The sequence below is a fragment of the Paraburkholderia sp. Cy-641 genome (assembly GCF_011752945.1).
In the GTDB taxonomy this organism is placed as follows: domain Bacteria; phylum Pseudomonadota; class Gammaproteobacteria; order Burkholderiales; family Burkholderiaceae; genus Paraburkholderia.
Window position 1 is genome coordinate 102872 of record NZ_VWWM01000021.1, and the last position, 17588, is coordinate 120459.

A 17588-nucleotide genomic window follows, 5' to 3' on the forward strand; every position below is an offset into this window, starting at 1 on the left:
TGCTGAGCAGCCTCGTGCAACCGGCATCTGGCGTCGAAACACCCGCGACTGGCCAGCGGCGTGACGATCTATGCACTACATTTGACCAGTACGCGCCCTCGCTGACGCCTGCGTGGTATCCGCCCGGGAAGCCCGATGAGCGCTGTGATCGCATGCCATTGCATCCACACCGCAGCAGGACAACTCTGGAAACGACCGATGGAATCTCCAAACGGGTACGCGCCACGGATTTATTTTTTCCATTCGCTTCTCGTCGGGCCGCTCGATGCCTGGCCCGCGCAGTTCGCTCACGCGGCCGCGCTGAGCTTCGATCATGCGTTGATCGGCGGCCTGTTCGAGCCAGGCCAGGCCGGTCATGGGCAGGTGGTCGGCAATCATGCGCGGCTGCATCCGGTGTTCGAGGCGAAGCAGCCGGCTCACGACGCGCTGCGCTGGCTCGCCGATGCCGCGCGCCGCAACGGCCTCGCGTTGCTCGTCGATCTCGTGATCGACCGCATGGCCGCCGACGGCGCGCTTTACGCCGACCATCCGGAGTGGTTCCACGCGCGCGAATCCGCTGAAGCGCGGCTCGATCCGCGTCACGCGCATCGTGAGGACAACGTCGCCTACGCGAACTTCGACGACCCGGCGACGAGCGCCGCGCTAACCGTCTGGTGGGCGCAGCAGTTGCTCGCGCTCGCCGATGCCGGCGTCGCCGGCTTCCGTTGCGACTCGCCGCATCGCGTGCCGGCCGGCGTATGGCGGCATCTCGGCGAGGCGGTGCGCGCGAAGCATACGCACGTGCGCTTTCTCGCCGCGACGCCGGGCCTCGCGCGCGGCGATCTGCCCGCGCTCGAACCAGCCGGCTTCGACAGCGTGTTTTCCTCGGTGCGCTGGTGGGACTTTCGGGCAAGCTGGATGGCCGAGGAACACGCGGCGCTCGCGCGGATCGGCACGCCGATCGCGTTTCCCGAAGCGCCGTACGGCACGCGCCTCGCCGCCGAATTCGGCGACGCGCACGACGCCGCGCTCGTCGAGCGCGCGTACCGGCGCGCGCTGTTCACGTCAGTAGCGATCGGCAGCGGCTGGATGATGCCGATGGGCTTCGAGTACGGCCTTACCGAACCGTTGTCGCAAACACGGGGCGATGCCGCACAGTTCGCGCTCGCGGCGCAGGCGCGGCGCTTCGACCTGACAGCCGCGATCACGCAGGCCAACGACATCGCGCGCCATACGCCCGTGCTGCACGCGAACGGTGAATTGCGCCCGCTCTCCGGGCCCGACGCGCCGGCCGCGGTGCTGCTGCGCGCCGAGCAGGCCGATCTGCGTGATGCGAGCGAGGCCATGCTGATCGTCGTCAATCCCGAACTCGGCGCGCCGCTGCGCGTCGATCCCGCGCGCTTCCTCGCGGGCGTGCCGGGCGGCTTCACGCGCTTTGCGCCGCTTTTTGCACCACCTGTTGCACCACCTGTCGACGCTCCCGCTGCGCATACCGAGGCGCAACAGGAGAGTCAACCCGCGGCGCTCGCACCGTTCGCGCTCGCGCCTGGCGCCGTGCGGCTCTGGCGCGCGTTCGCCGAGCAGCCGATCTGTCTCGCGCCGCCGATCGACAAACCGAACAGCCAGCACAGCGGCCACAAGACCGTGCTCGAAGCAATCGACGCGCCGCGCGTCGCGATCGAAAGCGTCTCGCCGTCGGTCGAGCAGGGCCGCTTCGCGGCGAAGCGCAGCGTCGGCGAGCGCGCCGAGATCGGCGCGGCGATTTTCGCCGAGGGGCACGACAAGATTGCGGCCGCCGTGCTCTGGCGCGCCGCCGACGAAACCGCGTGGCACGAAACGCTCATGTCGCCCGCGCCGCCGGCCGGGCTCGACTTGTGGAGCGCACGCATTCCGCTCGAACGGATCGGCCGCTACGAGTTCACCGTGATCGCCTGGCGCGACGACTTCGCCTCGCTCGTCGAGCACATCGAGAAGAAGCTGAAGGCGGGGCAGACCGTCGAGATCGAAATCGACGAAGCCGCGCATCTGTTCGCGCTCGTGCTCGCCGAAGTCGAAACAGCCGACGGCGCGCAGAAGCAAGCGCTCGAACGGATCGTGCGCGACTTCACGAAGGCCGGCGCCGAACAGAAGCTCGCGCTGATCCTGGCGCCGGCCACCGCGCAGGCGATGACGGCCGCGCGCCATCGTCCGTTCCTGAGCCGCGCCCCGGTGATCTACAGGATCGACGCAGAACGCACCGCCGCGCGCTTCGCAAGCTGGTACGAAATCTTCCCGCGTTCGATGAGCGACGACGAAGCGCGCCACGGCACCTTCGCCGACGTCACGGCGAAACTGCCGCGCATCCGCGAGATGGGCTTCGACGTGCTGTACTTCCCGCCGATCCATCCGATCGGGCTTGCGAACCGCAAGGGCCGCAACAACACGCTGACCGCGCAGCCCGGAGATGTGGGCAGTCCGTATGCGATCGGCGCGGCCGAAGGCGGCCATACCGCCGTGCATCCGCAGCTCGGCACGCTCGACGACTTCAAGGCGATGCTCGCCGCCGCGCACGGGCACGGCCTCGAAATCGCACTCGACTTCGCGATTCAATGCTCGCCCGATCACCCCTGGCTGAAGGAGCATCCGACATGGTTCGCGTGGCGTCCCGACGGCACGCTGCGCTATGCCGAGAATCCGCCGAAGAAGTATCAGGACATCGTCAATCCCGACTTCTATGCGCGCGACGCGAAGCCCGGCCTGTGGCTCGCGCTGCGCGACGTGATCCTGTTCTGGATCGAGGCGGGCGTGCGCATCTTCCGCGTCGACAATCCGCACACGAAGCCGCTGCCGTTCTGGGAGTGGATGATCGGCGACGTGCGCGCGCGCTACCCCGACGCGATCTTTCTCGCCGAAGCGTTCACGCGGCCGCGCATGATGAACCGGCTCGGCAAGATCGGCTTCTCGCAGTCGTACACGTACTTCACGTGGCGCGAGTCGAAGCGCGATTTCATCGAGTACATGACCGAACTCACGCAAACGGGCGCGCGCGATTTCTACCGGCCGAACTTCTTCGTCAACACGCCCGACATCAACCCGCGCCATCTGCAGGCGCAGGGACGCACGGGCTTTCTGATTCGCGCGGCGCTCGCCGCGACGCTGGCCGGCTTGTGGGGCGTGTATAGCGGCTTCGAACTGTGCGAAGCCGCCGCGTTGCCGAACAGCGAAGAATATCTGGATTCCGAAAAGTATCAGTTGCGCGCATGGGACTGGCAGCGGCCCGGCAACATCGTCGGCGAGATCACGGCATTGAACCGGATTCGCCGCGCCAATCCGGCGCTGCAATCGCATCTCGGCCTCACGTTCCTCACCGCGCACAACGACCATATCCTGTTCTTCGAGAAGGCCACCGAGGCACGCGACAACGTGATCGTCGTCGCGATCAATCTCGATCCGTTCAACGAACAGGGCGCCGATGTCGAGTTGTCGTGGGACACGTTCCAGCGCTGGCATCTGCACGATCACGGCGCGCTCGACGTCACCGACCAGATGAGCGGCGCGCGCTTCGAATGGCACGGACGCTGGCAGCACGTGCGGCTCCGCTCGGGGCAGCCGTTCTCGATCTGGCGCATCGCACCGCTCGGCGGCCTGCCCGCCGAGCGTCCGCAGGAGACCGACCCCGATCCGGACAGCGCATCTCACGCAGACGCTGGCAACCCAACCTGGATGGAAGGTGGAACATGAAGCGTGACGATCCCGCCCAAACCGCGCACGAGGCGCATACGGCCGCGGCCGCCAGTAGCGCCAAGGCGCACCCCCATGCACGCCGGCGCGGCAAGCCGGCCACGCTGAGCGACGATCCGCTCTGGTACAAGGACGCGATCATCTACCAGGTGCACATCAAGTCGTTCTTCGATGCGAACAACGACGGCGTCGGCGATTTCCCCGGCCTCATCGCCAAGCTCGACTACATCGCCGAACTCGGTGTCAACGCGATCTGGCTGCTGCCGTTCTATCCGTCGCCGCGCCGCGACGACGGCTACGACATCGCCGATTACCGCAACGTGCATCCCGACTACGGGCACCTCTCCGACGTGCGGCACTTCATTCAGGAGGCGCACGCACGCGGCATCCGCGTGATTACCGAGCTGGTCATCAACCATACGTCCGACCAGCACCCGTGGTTCCAGCGTGCGCGCCGCGCGAAGGCCGGCTCGAACTATCGCAACTACTACGTGTGGTCCGATACCGATCAGAAGTACCTCGATACGCGCATCATCTTCATCGACTCGGAGCCGTCGAACTGGACCCACGATCCGGTCGCGGGCGCGTATTTCTGGCATCGCTTCTATTCGCACCAGCCCGACCTGAACTTCGACAACCCGGCGGTCATGAAGGAAGTGCTGCAGGTGATGCGCTTCTGGCTCGACATGGGCATCGACGGGCTGCGGCTCGACGCGGTGCCGTACCTCGTCGAACGCGAAGGCACCAACAACGAGAACCTGCCGGAAACGCATGCGATCCTCAAGAAGATTCGCGCGACCATCGACGCCGAGTACCCGAACCGGATGCTGCTCGCCGAAGCGAACCAGTGGCCCGAAGACGTGAAAGAGTACTTCGGCAACGAAGACGAATGCCATATGGCGTTCCACTTTCCGCTAATGCCGCGCATCTACATGTCGATTGCGAGCGAGGACCGCTTTCCGATCACCGACATCATGAAGCAGACGCCGGACCTCGCCGAATCGAACCAGTGGGCGATCTTCCTGCGCAATCACGACGAACTCACGCTCGAAATGGTCACCGACTCCGAGCGCGATTATCTGTGGAACACCTATGCGAGCGATCGCCGCGCGCGCCTCAATCTCGGCATTCGCCGCCGCCTCGCGCCGCTGATGGAGCGCGACCGCCGCCGCATCGAGCTCATCAATTCGCTGCTGCTGTCGATGCCGGGCACGCCGGTCATCTATTACGGCGACGAACTCGGCATGGGCGACAACATCCATCTCGGCGACCGCGACGGCGTGCGCACGCCGATGCAATGGTCGTCGGACCGCAACGGCGGCTTCTCGCGCGCCGACCCCGAGCAGCTGGTGCTGCCGCCCGTGATGGGCTCGCTCTACGGCTTCGACGCCGTCAACGTCGAAGCGCAAAGCCGCGACCCGCATTCGCTGCTGAACTGGACGCGCCGCATGCTCGCGACGCGGCGCGCGAAGCAGACCTTCGGGCGCGGCACGATCCGCTTCCTGAAGCCGGAGAACCGCAAGATTCTCGCGTATCTGCGCGAGATGCCGGGCGAGCCGCCGATCCTGTGCGTCGCCAATCTCTCGCGCGCGCCGCAGGCGGTCGAACTCGACCTGTCCGAATTCAACGGCACCGTGCCGATCGAAATGACCGCCGATTCGGTGTTCCCCGCGATCGGCCAGCTCACCTATCTGCTGACGTTCCCGCCGTACGGCTTCCTGTGGTTCCTGCTCTGCGAGGGCAGCCAGCGTCCGACGTGGGCGCAGGCGCATTCCGAGCCGCTGCCCGAGTTCGTCACGATCGTGATCCGCGAAGGGCAAACCGGCCCGACGCCCGAGAACGTGCGCCTGCTCGAATCGGAAGTGTTGCCGTCATGGCTGAGCCGGCGCCGCTGGTTCGCCTCGAAGGATCAGAAGATGCACGCGGTGCGGCTCGCCGCGTTGACCACGATTCCGAACGGCGGCTTCGCGTTCACCGAAATCGAAGTGGACGTCGGCGCCCATACCGAGCGCTATGTGGTGCCGATCGCGCTCACGTGGGGCGGCGAAACCACCACGCCGCTGTTCCTGCAACTGGCGCTCGCGCGCGTGCGGCGCGGCCGTAACGTCGGCTATCTGACCGACGCGTTCTCGCTGCCGATCTTCGCGCACAACGTGCTGCGCAAGCTGCGCGAACGCGCGGTCGTGCCGACCGTGCAGAAGAGCGAGATCCAATTCCTGCCGACCGGGCGCTTCGCCGAACTCGACGCTCTCGGCGAGCGGCCCGAGATTCGCTGGCTCGCGGCCGAGCAGAGCAACAGCTCGCTGATCGTCGCCGATGCCGCCGTGCTGAAGCTCGTGCGCCGGCTCGTCAGCGGCATTCATCCGGAAGCGGAAATCAGCCGCTATCTGACGCAGCTCGGTTATGCGAACACGGCGCCGCTGTATGGCGAAGTGGTGCGCGTCGATCCCGAGGGCGTGCCGCATACGCTCGCGATCCTGCAAGGCTATATCGACAATCAGGGCGACGCGTGGAACTGGTCGCTCGATTATCTGCGCCGCTCGGTCGACGAACTCGCGATCGCGATCGACACCGATACGCAAACCGCGCCCGATCGCGACAACGAGGCGATCCTGCTGGACGGTTACGGCGAACTCGCCGGCATCATCGGCAAACGGCTCGGCGAGCTGCACGTCGCGCTCGCGAGCCCGACCGACGACCCCGCATTCGCGCCGGAACCAGCCAGCGCCGAACACGTCAAGGCATGGGTCAACGCAACGCAGGCGATGCTCGCGAGCGCGCTCGATCTGCTCGCGCCGCGCATTGCCGACATGCTCGATGCCGACACCAAGGCGCTCGCGCAAAGCCTGCTCGACCGGCGCAAGCGGCTCGTCGCGGCGGTCGGCGGGCTCGTGTCCGGCGCGGCGGGCGCGTTGCGCATCCGCATTCACGGCGACTTCCATCTGGGCCAGGTGCTGGTCGCGCAGGGCGACGCGTATCTGATCGACTTCGAGGGCGAGCCCGCGCGTTCGCTCGAAGAGCGTCGGCAGAAATCGAGCCCGCTGCGCGACGTGGCCGGTCTCATGCGTTCGCTGTCGTATGCGAGCGCGGCCGCGCAATCGACCACCGAGAGCGCGCCGCAACAGACCGCGGACCGCAAGCGCGCGCTGTTCGAACGCTTCCGCGTGCAAGCCACGGAAACGTTCCTCGCCGAGTACCGCGCGATCGTCGAACAGGCGCCGACACCGCTCGTCGCGCCCGAATCCGAGCAGGCGCTGCTCGACCTGTTCCTGATCGAGAAGGCCGCCTACGAGATCCGCTACGAAGCGGCCAACCGGCCGACGTGGCTCAGCCTGCCGGTGCGCGGCCTCGCGGCGCTCGCGGACCGCCTGCTCGGCACCCCCGGCACGCCGCCGGGTCACGATCCGTCGAATCCATCCAGCGAGGCACCGCGCGACGCCGCGCCGCCTAACCCGGCCGAGGGCGACTATGAATGAGCATGATCCGGCCGCTGGCCTGCAACCGGTCGATATCGACGCGCTCGTCGAAGCGCGCCATCCCGATCCGTTCTCGCAACTCGGCCCGCATCGCACGGACGCCGGACCGGTCGTGCGCGCACTGCTGCCGAACGCCGCGCAGGTCAGCGTGATTGCGCGCGCCGACGGCGCGACGCTCGGCGAACTCGAACCGTTGCGCGGGGGATTGTTCGCGGGCCGCGTCGCGTCCGCGCAACCGTACCGCTTGCGGATCGACTGGCATGGCGTCGTGCAGGAAGTCGAGGACACCTACTCGTTCGGTCCCGTGCTCGGCGACGAACCGCTCGAACGTCTCGCGCGCGGCGATCCGTATGCGGTGCTCGACTGTCTCGGCGCGCGGCCGATCGACATGGACGGCGTGCCCGGCGTGCGCTTCGCGGTGTGGGCGCCGAACGCGCGGCGCGTGTCGGTGGTCGGCGACTTCAACGCATGGGACGGCCGCCGTCATCCGATGCGGCTACGCCATCAGGCCGGCGTGTGGGAACTGTTCGTGCCGCGCGTGGGGCCGGGCGCGCGCTACAAGTACGAACTGCTGTCGCGCGACGGTCATCCGCTGCCGCTGAAGGCCGACCCCTGCGCGATGCAGACCGAAAGACCGCCGGGCACGGCATCGGTCGTCGCGTACGTCGACGAGGTCGAGCAGTTTCCGTGGACCGACCACGACTGGCTTCAAGCCCGCGCCGACCGGCAGACCGCGAGCGCGCCGCTCACGATCTACGAAGTGCACGCCGAATCGTGGCTGCGCATCGCCGAACAAGGCCAGCGCGGCCTCGACTGGGACGAACTCGCCGAGCGGCTGATTCCCTACGTGACGAGCATGGGCTTTACGCACCTCGAGTTCATGCCGATTGCCGAGCATCCGTTCGGCGGCTCGTGGGGTTATCAGCCGCTCGGGCAGTTCGCGCCGTCCGCGCGCTTCGGCAGGCCCGAGCAGTTCGCGCGCTTCGTCGATCGCGCACACGAAGCCGGGCTCGGCGTGCTTCTCGACTGGGTGCCCGCGCATTTTCCGAACGACGCGCACGGTCTCGTCGACTTCGACGGCACGCCGCTCTACGAGCATGCCGATCCGCGCGAGGGCTACCACCAGGACTGGAACACGATGATCTACAACCTCGGCCGCAACGAGGTCAGCGCGTTCCTGATCGCCTCGGGTCTCGCGTGGCTCAAGCGCTATCACGTCGACGGCCTGCGCGTCGACGCGGTGGCCTCGATGCTCTATCGCGACTATTCGCGCGCGGCCGGCGAGTGGGTGCCGAACATCCACGGCGGCCGCGAGAATCTCGAATCGATCGCGTTCCTCAAGCGCCTCAATCACGAAGTCCGCTACGTGCCGGGCGTGCCCGGCGCGATCACGGTTGCCGAGGAATCGACCGCTTGGCCCGGCGTGACCGCGCGCCTCGACGACGGCGGCCTCGGCTTCGACTTCAAGTGGAACATGGGCTGGATGCACGACACGCTGCACTACCTGCACGAAGACCCGGTGTATCGCCAATACCATCATCACGACATGACGTTCGGCATGGTGTACGCGTACTCGGAGCGCTTCGTGCTGCCGCTCTCGCACGACGAGGTGGTGCACGGCAAGGGCTCGCTGCTCGGCAAGATGCCCGGCGACCGCTGGCAGCGTTTCGCGAATCTGCGCGCGTATTTCGGTTTCATGTGGACGCATCCGGGCAAGAAGCTGCTGTTCATGGGCGGCGAATTCGGCCAGATGGCCGAGTTCGATCACGACGGCTCGCCGCACTGGCATCTGCTCGACGATACGCTGCATCACGGCGTGCAGCTGCTGGTGCGCGATCTGAACCGCCTGTACCGCGACGAGTCCGCGCTGCATCGGCTCGACAGCGAACCGGGCGGCTTCGAATGGCTGATCGGCGACGACAGCGCGAACAGCGTGTTCGCGTATCGCCGCACCGACGGCGCGGGCGCGGAGTGCGTCGTGCTGTGCAACATGACGCCGGTACCGCGTCTCGGCTATCGGCTCGGCATGCCGCGCGGCGGACACTGGAGCGAAGTGCTGAACACCGACGCGAGCGTGTACGGCGGCTCGAACATGGGCAACGGCGGCCGGATTCACGTCGACCATGTGCCGAGCCACGGCCGCCCGTACTCGGCCGCGCTGACGCTGCCGCCGCTCGCGACGATCGTATTGCGCGCGGATTGACGAAGCTGCCGCACCACGGGCGCGCGGTTCGCGAGGACTCGCCGACACATGCGCCACGCGCCCGTGGCATGAAAACCCGGGCTTCGCGCTCATAAGTCAGAACAGGAAAGGGGAACCATGTCGCATGCCATGCCCGACCGGCTGCTGCCCGGCGCGCCGTATCCGCTCGGAGCGAGTTGGGACGGCCTCGGCGTGAATTTCGCGGTGTTCTCCGCGAACGCGCAGAAAATCGAGCTTTGCCTGTTCGATCCCACCGGCCGCAAGGAGATACGCCGCTTCGCGCTGCCCGAATGCACCGACGAAATCTGGCACGGCTATCTGCCGAACGCGCATCCGGGCACCGCGTACGGCTTTCGCGCGCACGGGCCGTATCAGCCGCAATACGGGCATCGCTTCAATCCGCACAAGCTGCTGCTCGATCCGTATGCGCGCAAGCTCGTCGGGCAATTCCGCTGGTCCGATGCCCTGTTCGGCTTTCGCATGCATTCGAATCGCGCGGACCTGTCGATCGACCGGCGCGACTCGGCGCCCGCGATGCCGAAGTGCGTCGTGATCGACGAGGCATTCGACGCCTCGCACGACCGGCGCCCGGACGTGCCGTGGGGCGACACCGTGATCTACGAAACGCACCTGCGCGGCACCTCGATGCTGCGCGCCAACCTGCGCCAGCACGAACGCGGCACCTTCGCCGCGCTGGCCTCGCCCGAGTTCATCGAGCATCTGCTGAAGCTCGGCGTGACCGCGGTCGAACTGCTGCCCGTGCATGCGTTTCTGAACGACCGCTTTCTGGTCGAGCGCGGGCTGCGCAACTACTGGGGCTACAACACCGCCGCGTTCTTCGCGCCGGAGCCGTCGTATCTGAGTTCGCACCGGCTCGACGAAATGCGCATCGCGGTGCGGCAGTTGCACGCGGCCGGCATCGAGGTGATGCTCGACGTGGTCTACAACCACACCTGCGAAAGCAACGAAATGGGACCGACGATCTCGTGGCGCGGGCTCGACAACGCGAGCTACTACCGGCTGATTCCCGGCGACGAGCGCCACCACATCAACGACACCGGCTGCGGCAACACGCTGAACCTCGCGCATCCGCGCGTGCTGCAAATGGTGATGGATTCGCTGCGCTACTGGTCGAGTGCGTTCAACATCGACGGCTTTCGCTTCGATCTCGGCGTGACGCTCGGGCGCGAGAGCCACGGCTTCGATCCGGGCTCGGGCCTCTTCGACGCGTTGCGCCAGGACCCGCTCCTGTCGCAGCGCAAGCTGATTTCCGAGCCGTGGGACATCGGCCCCGGCGGCTATCAGCTCGGCAATCATCCGCCCGGTTTCAGCGAATGGAACGATCGTTTTCGCGACACCGTGCGGCGCTTCTGGCGCGGCGACGCGGGCCTGCGGCCCGATCTCGCCGCGCGCCTGACGGGCTCGGCCGATCTGTTCAACCGGCGGCACCGCAAACCGTGGGCGTCGATCAACTTCATCACGTCACACGACGGCTTTACGTTGGCCGATGTCACCGCTTACGAGCAGAAGCACAACGAGGCGAATCAGGAAGACAACAACGACGGCCACAACGAGAATTGCAGCCGCAACTGGGGCGTGGAAGGCCCGAGCGACGACCCCGCGATTCTCGCCACGCGCCGGCGTGTGTCGCGTTCGCTGATCGCGACGCTGCTGGTCGCGCTCGGCACGCCGATGCTGCTGGCCGGCGACGAAGCACTGCGCACGCAGTTCGGCAACAACAACGCGTATTGCCAGGACAACGAAATATCGTGGCTCGACTGGCCGCTCGCGGATTCGCCGGAAGGCCGGCGTATGACCGAGTTCGTTGCGCGCATGGTCGCGTTGCGCAAGCGCCATCCGCTGCTGCGCGAAACGCGTTTTCTGTTCGGTGACCGCGAGGTGCTGCCGGGCCTGTTCGACGTCGGCTGGTTCGACGAGCACGGCGACCCGCTCACGATCGAAGCCTGGGAAGACCCGGAAGGCCGCGCGTTCACGTTGCGCCGCGCGGGTCCGGGCCTGAATGGCGAAACGGAAGTATTGTTACTGATGCTCAACGCGCACGAGGAGCCGCGGCAGTTCGTTCCGCCCGCCCCGCATCTGGAATGGCACGTGCTGTTGGACACGGCGGCCCCGGACGACGCGCCGCGGCGGCTCGCCACGGCCGAAGTCGAAGTCGGCGCGCACACGCTCGTGATGCTGGCCGCGCAGCCGAGCGGCGAGGCGGACTGGCAGGCCGGCTGGAAAGCCGGCGCGCGGCACGGCTCGCGGCTGCTGAGCGCGCTGCCGCCCGATCCTCGCGCCGGCGGCGAGGCCGGCGCGGAAGCGCCGGAAGGCGATGTGTCGCCCTAACCGGCGACCACTGCGGCAAACACGTTGCAAGACAGTTCGATAGCCGATTCTCGAAGGGTGAAGAATCATGTCCGAAAGTCCGATTGATCCTCATGCGCATCATCACGCGCATTGCCTGCCGTTCAGCGCGCAGCTGATCGGCGCGACGGGCGCCAGGCCGCGCACGCGTTTCCGTTTCTGGGCGCCGTCGTGCAAAAGCGCCCAGGTGCTGATCGAAAACGGTCCCGCGCAGGGCGCGCACGACATGACGCCGGCCGGCAACGGCTGGTTCGAGGCGAGTGTCGAGAGCGGCGCGGGCACGCTGTACCGCTTCCGGCTCGACGACGGCCAGGTCGTGCCCGATCCGGCCTCGCGTTTCCAGCCGCAGGACGTGCATGGACCGAGCGAAGTGATCGACCCGCGCGCGTATCGCTGGGAGCACACCGGCTGGCACGGCCGGCCCTGGGAGGAAACGGTGCTGTACGAATTGCACGTCGGCGCCATGGGCGGCTATGCGGGCGTGCAGAAGCGCCTCGCGGCACTTGCCGCGCTCGGCGTCACCGCAATCGAGCTGATGCCGGTGAACGATTTCCCCGGCCGCCACAACTGGGGCTACGACGGCGTGCTGCCCTACGCGCCCGATTCCGCCTACGGCCGCCCCGACGAGTTGAAGGCGCTGATCGACGCCGCGCACGGTCTCGGCCTGATGGTGTTTCTCGACGTGGTATACAACCACTTCGGCCCGGACGGTAATTATCTGCACCGCTATGCACGGCCGTTTTTCCGCGCGGGCGCGGCGACGCCGTGGGGCCCCGCGATCGACTTCGAGCGCGGCGAAGTGAGCGAATTCTTCACCGACAACGCCGTCTACTGGATCAACGAATACCGCATCGACGGGCTGCGCTTCGACGCGGTGCATGCGATCGGCCATCACGACTGGCTGCGCGAATTGTCCGACCATATTCGCGCGCGCGTGCAGCATGGCCGCCACGTGCATCTGGTGCTCGAAAACGAGCGCAACAGCGCGAGCCTGCTCGACACGCATTTCGACGCACAATGGAACGACGACGCGCACAACACGCTGCACGTGCTGCTGACCGGCGAAACCGAAGGCTACTACCACGCCTACGAAGACCAGCCGATCCGCCGCCTCGCGCGCGTGCTGGCCGAGGGCTTCGCGTATCAGGGCGACCCGTCGCCGATTCACGACGGTGCGCCGCGCGGCGAAGCCAGCGGACATCTGCCGCCGACCGCGTTCGTGATGTTCCTGCAGAACCACGACCAGATCGGCAATCGCGCCTGCGGCGAGCGGCTGCGCTCGCTGACTTCCGACGACGCGCTACGCGCCGCGACCGGCCTGCTTCTGCTGTCGCCGCAGATTCCCCTGCTGTTCATGGACGAGGAGTACGGCTCGACACAGCCGTTCCTGTTTTTCACCGACTACACCGGCGATCTCGCCGACGCGGTGCGCGAAGGACGTCGGCGTGAATTCGCGCGCTTCTCCGCGTTCAGCGACGAAAAGCGGCGCGCGCTGATTCCCGATCCGAACGATGCGCGGACGTTCGCGGCGTCGTCGCCGCCCGCGCCCGATTCTTCAACCGATACCGCAGCCGCTGCGGCGTCGAACCCCGACCGCCTCGACTGGCTGCACTTCTACAAGTCCGCGCTCGCGGTGCGCGCGAAGCTCATCACGCCGCGTCTGAAGCACGGCAAAGCACTCGGCGCGCGCGTGCTGCCCGCAGCCGACGGCAGCGACGCGAACGCGCTCGTCGCGCGCTGGAAACTCGGCGACGGCGAGACGTTGTCGATCGCGCTGAATCTGTCGCAAGACGAGGTTGCGTTCGGGCATGCGCCCGACGGCAAGGTGATCTTCGAAACGCCGCCGCGCGTGCGCGAGCGGATCGACGCCCACGTGTTGCCGGCGCATGCGTTCGTCGCGTGGCTCACGGGCGACGTCAGCGAATACGCGAGCGGCCACGATGCGCGCATCGCGGGCCGCCAGGAGCATCGCGCGTGACGACCCGACGCCCCCCCAACGACAGGATCGCCGCGCTCGCCGTCCGCGCCGGCTTCGAGGTGGAGTGGCAGGACGCGCATCGCACGACGCAGCGCGTGCCCGAGAGCACGCTCGCGACGCTGCTCGAACGCATGGGTCTGCCGTGCGGCAACGCCACGCAGACTCGCCAGAGCGCCGCCGCTCTGGAGACCGAACTATCGGGCCGCAAGCTGCCGCCGCTGATGACCGCGATGGTCGGGCGCGGTATCGCGCTGCCCGCCGCCGCGGTCAAATCGGGCAGCCATTACCGGATCGAACTCGAAAGCGGTTCGATCATCGACGGCCGCTTCACGGCGCCGAAGGGCGAGGAAGCGCTACTCGCGCCGATCGACGAAGCCGGCTATCACACGCTCGTCATCAACGAGCAGCATGTGACGCTCGCGGTCGCGCCGCCGCGCTGCTATACCGTCGCCGATGCGTGGCGCACCTTGCACGACGGCCGGGAGGCACCGCCCGCGCCGCCGCTGTGGGGCATCGCCGCGCAACTGTACGGCTTGCGCCGCGCGGGCGACGGCGGCATCGGCGATTACACGGCGCTCGCGCAACTCGCGCGGCACAGCGCGCAACGCGGCGCGCATGCGCTCGCCGTCAGCCCGACGCATGCGATGTTCAGCGCGCAGCCCGAGCGCTTCAGCCCCTACTCGCCGTCCTCGCGCTTGTGGCTCAACGTCGCGCATATCGACCCCGCCGCGATGTTCGGCGCCGACGCGATGCAGGCCGCGCTGGCGGCCGTGCTGCCGTCGGCAAGCGCGCGCAACGCGTGGGCGCAATACGCGCAATACGAAAACGCGCCGCTGATCGACTGGCCGAATGCGACACCGCTGAGGTTCAAGGTATTGCGCGCGCTCTACGAGCGGTTCAACACCGACGAGCGCGCACAGCCCACGCCGCGCGCGCTCGAATTTCACGGCTTCTGCGAACGCGCCGGCCGCGCGCTCGAAGATCACGCGCGCTTCGAAGCGTTGCAGGCCGCGCAGCTCGCGCAGGGCGGCGACGGACACTGGCGCAACTGGCCCGAGGCGTTGCGCGATCCGCGCAGCCCCGAAGTCGAGGCATTCGCCGCCGCGCATCGCGCCGAGGTCGACTTCCATCTGTTCCTGCAATGGCTCGCCGCACGCGGCCTGGCGCATGCGCAGCACGTCGCGCGCGAAGCCGGCATGGCGATCGGCCTGATCGCCGATCTCGCGGTGGGCTGCGACAGCGCCGGCAGTCACGCATGGTCGTATCCCGACGACATGCTGCGCGGCGTGTCGGTCGGCGCGCCGCCCGATCTCTTCAACCAGGCCGGCCAGTCGTGGGGACTCACCACGTTCTCGCCGCGCGCGATGCGCACGCAGGGCTTCGCCGCGTTCATCGACATGCTGCGCGCCGCGTTCGCGCAGGCGGGCGGCATCCGCATCGACCACATTCTCGGCTTGCGGCGGCTGTGGCTCGTGCCCGACGGCGAGAGCGCGCGCAACGGCGCGTATCTGCGCTATCCGCTCGAAGACCTGTTGCGGCTTATCGCGCTCGAATCGTGGCGGCATCGCGCGATCGTGATCGGCGAGGACCTCGGCACCGTGCCGCCCGGGTTTCGCGAGCGGCTCGACGAACATGGCATCGACGGCATTCGCGTGCTGTGGTTCGAGGGCGCGTCCGGCGGCGACGGCTTCAAGGCGCCGCGCGACTGGGACCGCCATGCGGTCGGCACAACCACCACCCACGATCTGCCGACCGTGGCCGGCTGGTGGCGCGGCAGCGACATCACGTGGCGCAACCGGATCGGGCAGACGCTGGCGCGCGCCGATGGCCGTGATCCCGAGCAGGTCGCGCAGGAAGAACGCGCGCACGACCGCGCGAAGTTGTGGCGCGCGTTCCAGCAGGCGGGCGTAGCCGCCCACGCGTTGTCCCCGCGCGGCCCGCAGGACGGCGCGCCCCCCGACAGCGCGCCGGTCGACGCGGCGCTCGCGTTCGTCGCGGCCACGCCCTGCGAGCTCGTCACGCTCCCGCTCGAAGACCTGCTCGCGCTCGTCGAGCAGCCGAACCTGCCGGGCTCGATCGACGAGCATCCGAACTGGCGCCGCCGCATGACGCTGCCGGTCGATGCGATGTTCGACGACGCCGCGTTCAGCGAGCGCCTGCGCGAGATCGACCGCGTGCGCCGCGCCGCCGCTTCGGTGCCGGCCGGCGCGCCGGATTCGGATGCTTCGGCCTCTTCCGCTTCCCCGGCTTCCCCGGCTTCGGCTCCGGCTTCGACTTCGGCGCGCCCCGCTACCCCTTCATCCAACGCTTCTTCGGAGCCCGACACGCCATGACCGTCCCACGCTCCACCCTACGCCTGCAATTCCATCGAGGCTTCACGTTCGACGACGCCGCGCGCCACGTCGAATACTTCGCCGCGCTCGGCATCAGCCACCTGTACGCATCGCCGATCACGACGGCCGAGCCCGGCTCGACGCACGGCTACGACACCGTCGACTACACCGACGTCAGCGCCGAATGCGGCGGCGAGGCGGGCTTGCGGCGCCTCGTCGAAAAGCTGCGCGCGCACGACATGGGCCTCATCGTCGACCTGGTGCCGAACCATATGGGCGTCGGCGGATCGAGCAACGCGTGGTGGCTCGACATCCTCGAATGGGGACGCCACAGCACGTATGCGCGCCACTTCGACGTCGACTGGCACTCGCCCGACCCCGCCTTGCGCGGCAAGGTGCTGCTGCCGATGCTCGGCGCGCCCTACGGCGAGGAGCTTGCCGCGGGCCGCATCGCGCTGCATTTCGCGGCCGACAGCGGGCGCTTTGATGTTCGCTACGGCCCGCACGTGTTCCCGGTGTGCCCGATCGATTACGCGGCGATCCTGGCGAGCGCCGAGCGCGCCGATCTGGGCGCGCTCGCCAACCGCTTTCAGGGACTCACGACGCAGCCCGCCGATCAGCCGCGCGCGGCCGTTGCGCGCGACGCGCTGCGCGAGTTCGCGGCGCGCAACGGCGCCGCGGCGCTCGACTTCGTGCTCGAAGCGTATGCACCGGAAGACCCGGTCACGCGCGACCGGCTGCATCGGCTGCTCGAACGGCAGCACTTCCGGCTCGCGTGGTGGCGCACCGCATCCGACGAAGTGAACTGGCGGCGCTTCTTCGACATCTCGACGCTCGCGGGCGTGCGTATCGAGCGGCCCGAGGTGTTCGACGCGGTGCATGCGCTGATCTTCCGGCTGTATCGCGAAGGGCTCGTCGACGGTCTGCGCATCGATCACGTCGACGGACTCGCCGAGCCGCGCGAATACTGCCAGCGCCTGCGGCAACGGCTCGCCGAGTTGCGCGACACGGCGCCGTACGTCGTGGTCGAGAAGATTCTCGGCCACGACGAGCCGCTGCGCGACGACTGGCCCATCGACGGTACAACCGGCTACGACTTCATGAACGACGTCGGCGCGCTGCTGCACGATCCGGCCGGCGCCGAATCGCTCGCGCGCACATGGGTCGAGCTGACCGGCCGCGCCGCGCATTTCGCCGACGAAGCGCTCGCCGCGCGCCGCAAGATTCTCGCGGAGAACCTCGCGGCGGAACTCGATCGCGCCGCGCGCGCATTGCACCGCATCGCGCGCGATTCGCTAGCGACGCGCGACTTCACGTTCACGACGCTGCGCCGCGTGCTGACCGAACTGGTCGTGCATTTCCCGGTGTACCGCATCTATCCGCAGAACGGCTTGCGCAGCGCCGCCGACAACGTCTACTTCGACGCGGCGCTCGCCCGCGCGCGGGCGACGCTGCCGCGCGCCGATCATGCCGCGCTCGAGCGCGTGAACGCATGGCTCGGCGGCAGCGCCGAAGACGCGCCGCCCGCACGG

At 68.0% G+C, this 17588-nt stretch carries 7 protein-coding genes; all 7 read left to right on the plus strand.

The window, feature by feature from the left end; genetic code table 11:
* Nucleotides 1-198: 198 nt before the first annotated feature.
* Complete coding sequence (locus F3J20_RS14085; RefSeq protein WP_167283642.1) at nt 199-3699, plus strand: maltotransferase domain-containing protein; 3501 nt, start codon at nt 199-201, stop codon at nt 3697-3699.
* Nucleotides 3696-7175, plus strand: a complete 3480-nt coding sequence (gene treS, locus F3J20_RS14090) for a maltose alpha-D-glucosyltransferase (protein ID WP_167283643.1) — start codon at nt 3696-3698, stop codon at nt 7173-7175. The genes F3J20_RS14085 and treS overlap by 4 nt, the downstream gene beginning before the upstream one ends.
* The gene (gene glgB / locus F3J20_RS14095) at nt 7168-9378 is read left to right on the plus strand and encodes a 1,4-alpha-glucan branching protein GlgB (protein ID WP_167283644.1); all 2211 of its coding nucleotides are present in this window, start codon (nt 7168-7170) and stop codon (nt 9376-9378) included. Before treS ends, glgB begins: the two co-directional genes overlap by 8 nt.
* Before the next feature lie 117 nt (nt 9379-9495).
* Entirely contained in the window at nt 9496-11727 is a 2232-nt protein-coding gene (glgX, locus tag F3J20_RS14100; protein ID WP_167283645.1) for a glycogen debranching protein GlgX, read from the plus strand.
* Nucleotides 11728-11794: 67 nt separating this feature from the next.
* The gene (gene treZ / locus F3J20_RS14105) at nt 11795-13723 is read left to right on the plus strand and encodes a malto-oligosyltrehalose trehalohydrolase (RefSeq protein WP_167283646.1); all 1929 of its coding nucleotides are present in this window, start codon (nt 11795-11797) and stop codon (nt 13721-13723) included.
* Nucleotides 13720-16056 carry a 4-alpha-glucanotransferase gene (gene malQ / locus F3J20_RS14110; RefSeq protein ID WP_167283647.1) on the plus strand — a complete coding sequence of 779 codons (2337 nt, stop codon included), beginning with the start codon at nt 13720-13722 and terminating at the stop codon, nt 16054-16056. Before treZ ends, malQ begins: the two co-directional genes overlap by 4 nt.
* Nucleotides 16053-17588, plus strand: a 1536-nt coding sequence (treY, locus tag F3J20_RS14115; RefSeq protein ID WP_167283648.1) for a malto-oligosyltrehalose synthase, incomplete at its 3' end; no start/stop codon positions are given. The genes malQ and treY, both read left to right, overlap by 4 nt.

What these genes read in the sequence shown, in the direction of transcription:
- F3J20_RS14085 (WP_167283642.1), top strand. Translation starts at nt 199, where the DNA reads ATGGAATCTCCAAACGGGTACGCGCCACGGATTTATTTTTTCCATTCG.
- treS (WP_167283643.1), top strand. Translation starts at nt 3,696, where the DNA reads ATGAAGCGTGACGATCCCGCCCAAACCGCGCACGAGGCGCATACGGCC.
- glgB (WP_167283644.1), top strand. Translation starts at nt 7,168, where the DNA reads ATGAATGAGCATGATCCGGCCGCTGGCCTGCAACCGGTCGATATCGAC.
- glgX (WP_167283645.1), top strand. Translation starts at nt 9,496, where the DNA reads ATGTCGCATGCCATGCCCGACCGGCTGCTGCCCGGCGCGCCGTATCCG.
- treZ (WP_167283646.1), top strand. Translation starts at nt 11,795, where the DNA reads ATGTCCGAAAGTCCGATTGATCCTCATGCGCATCATCACGCGCATTGC.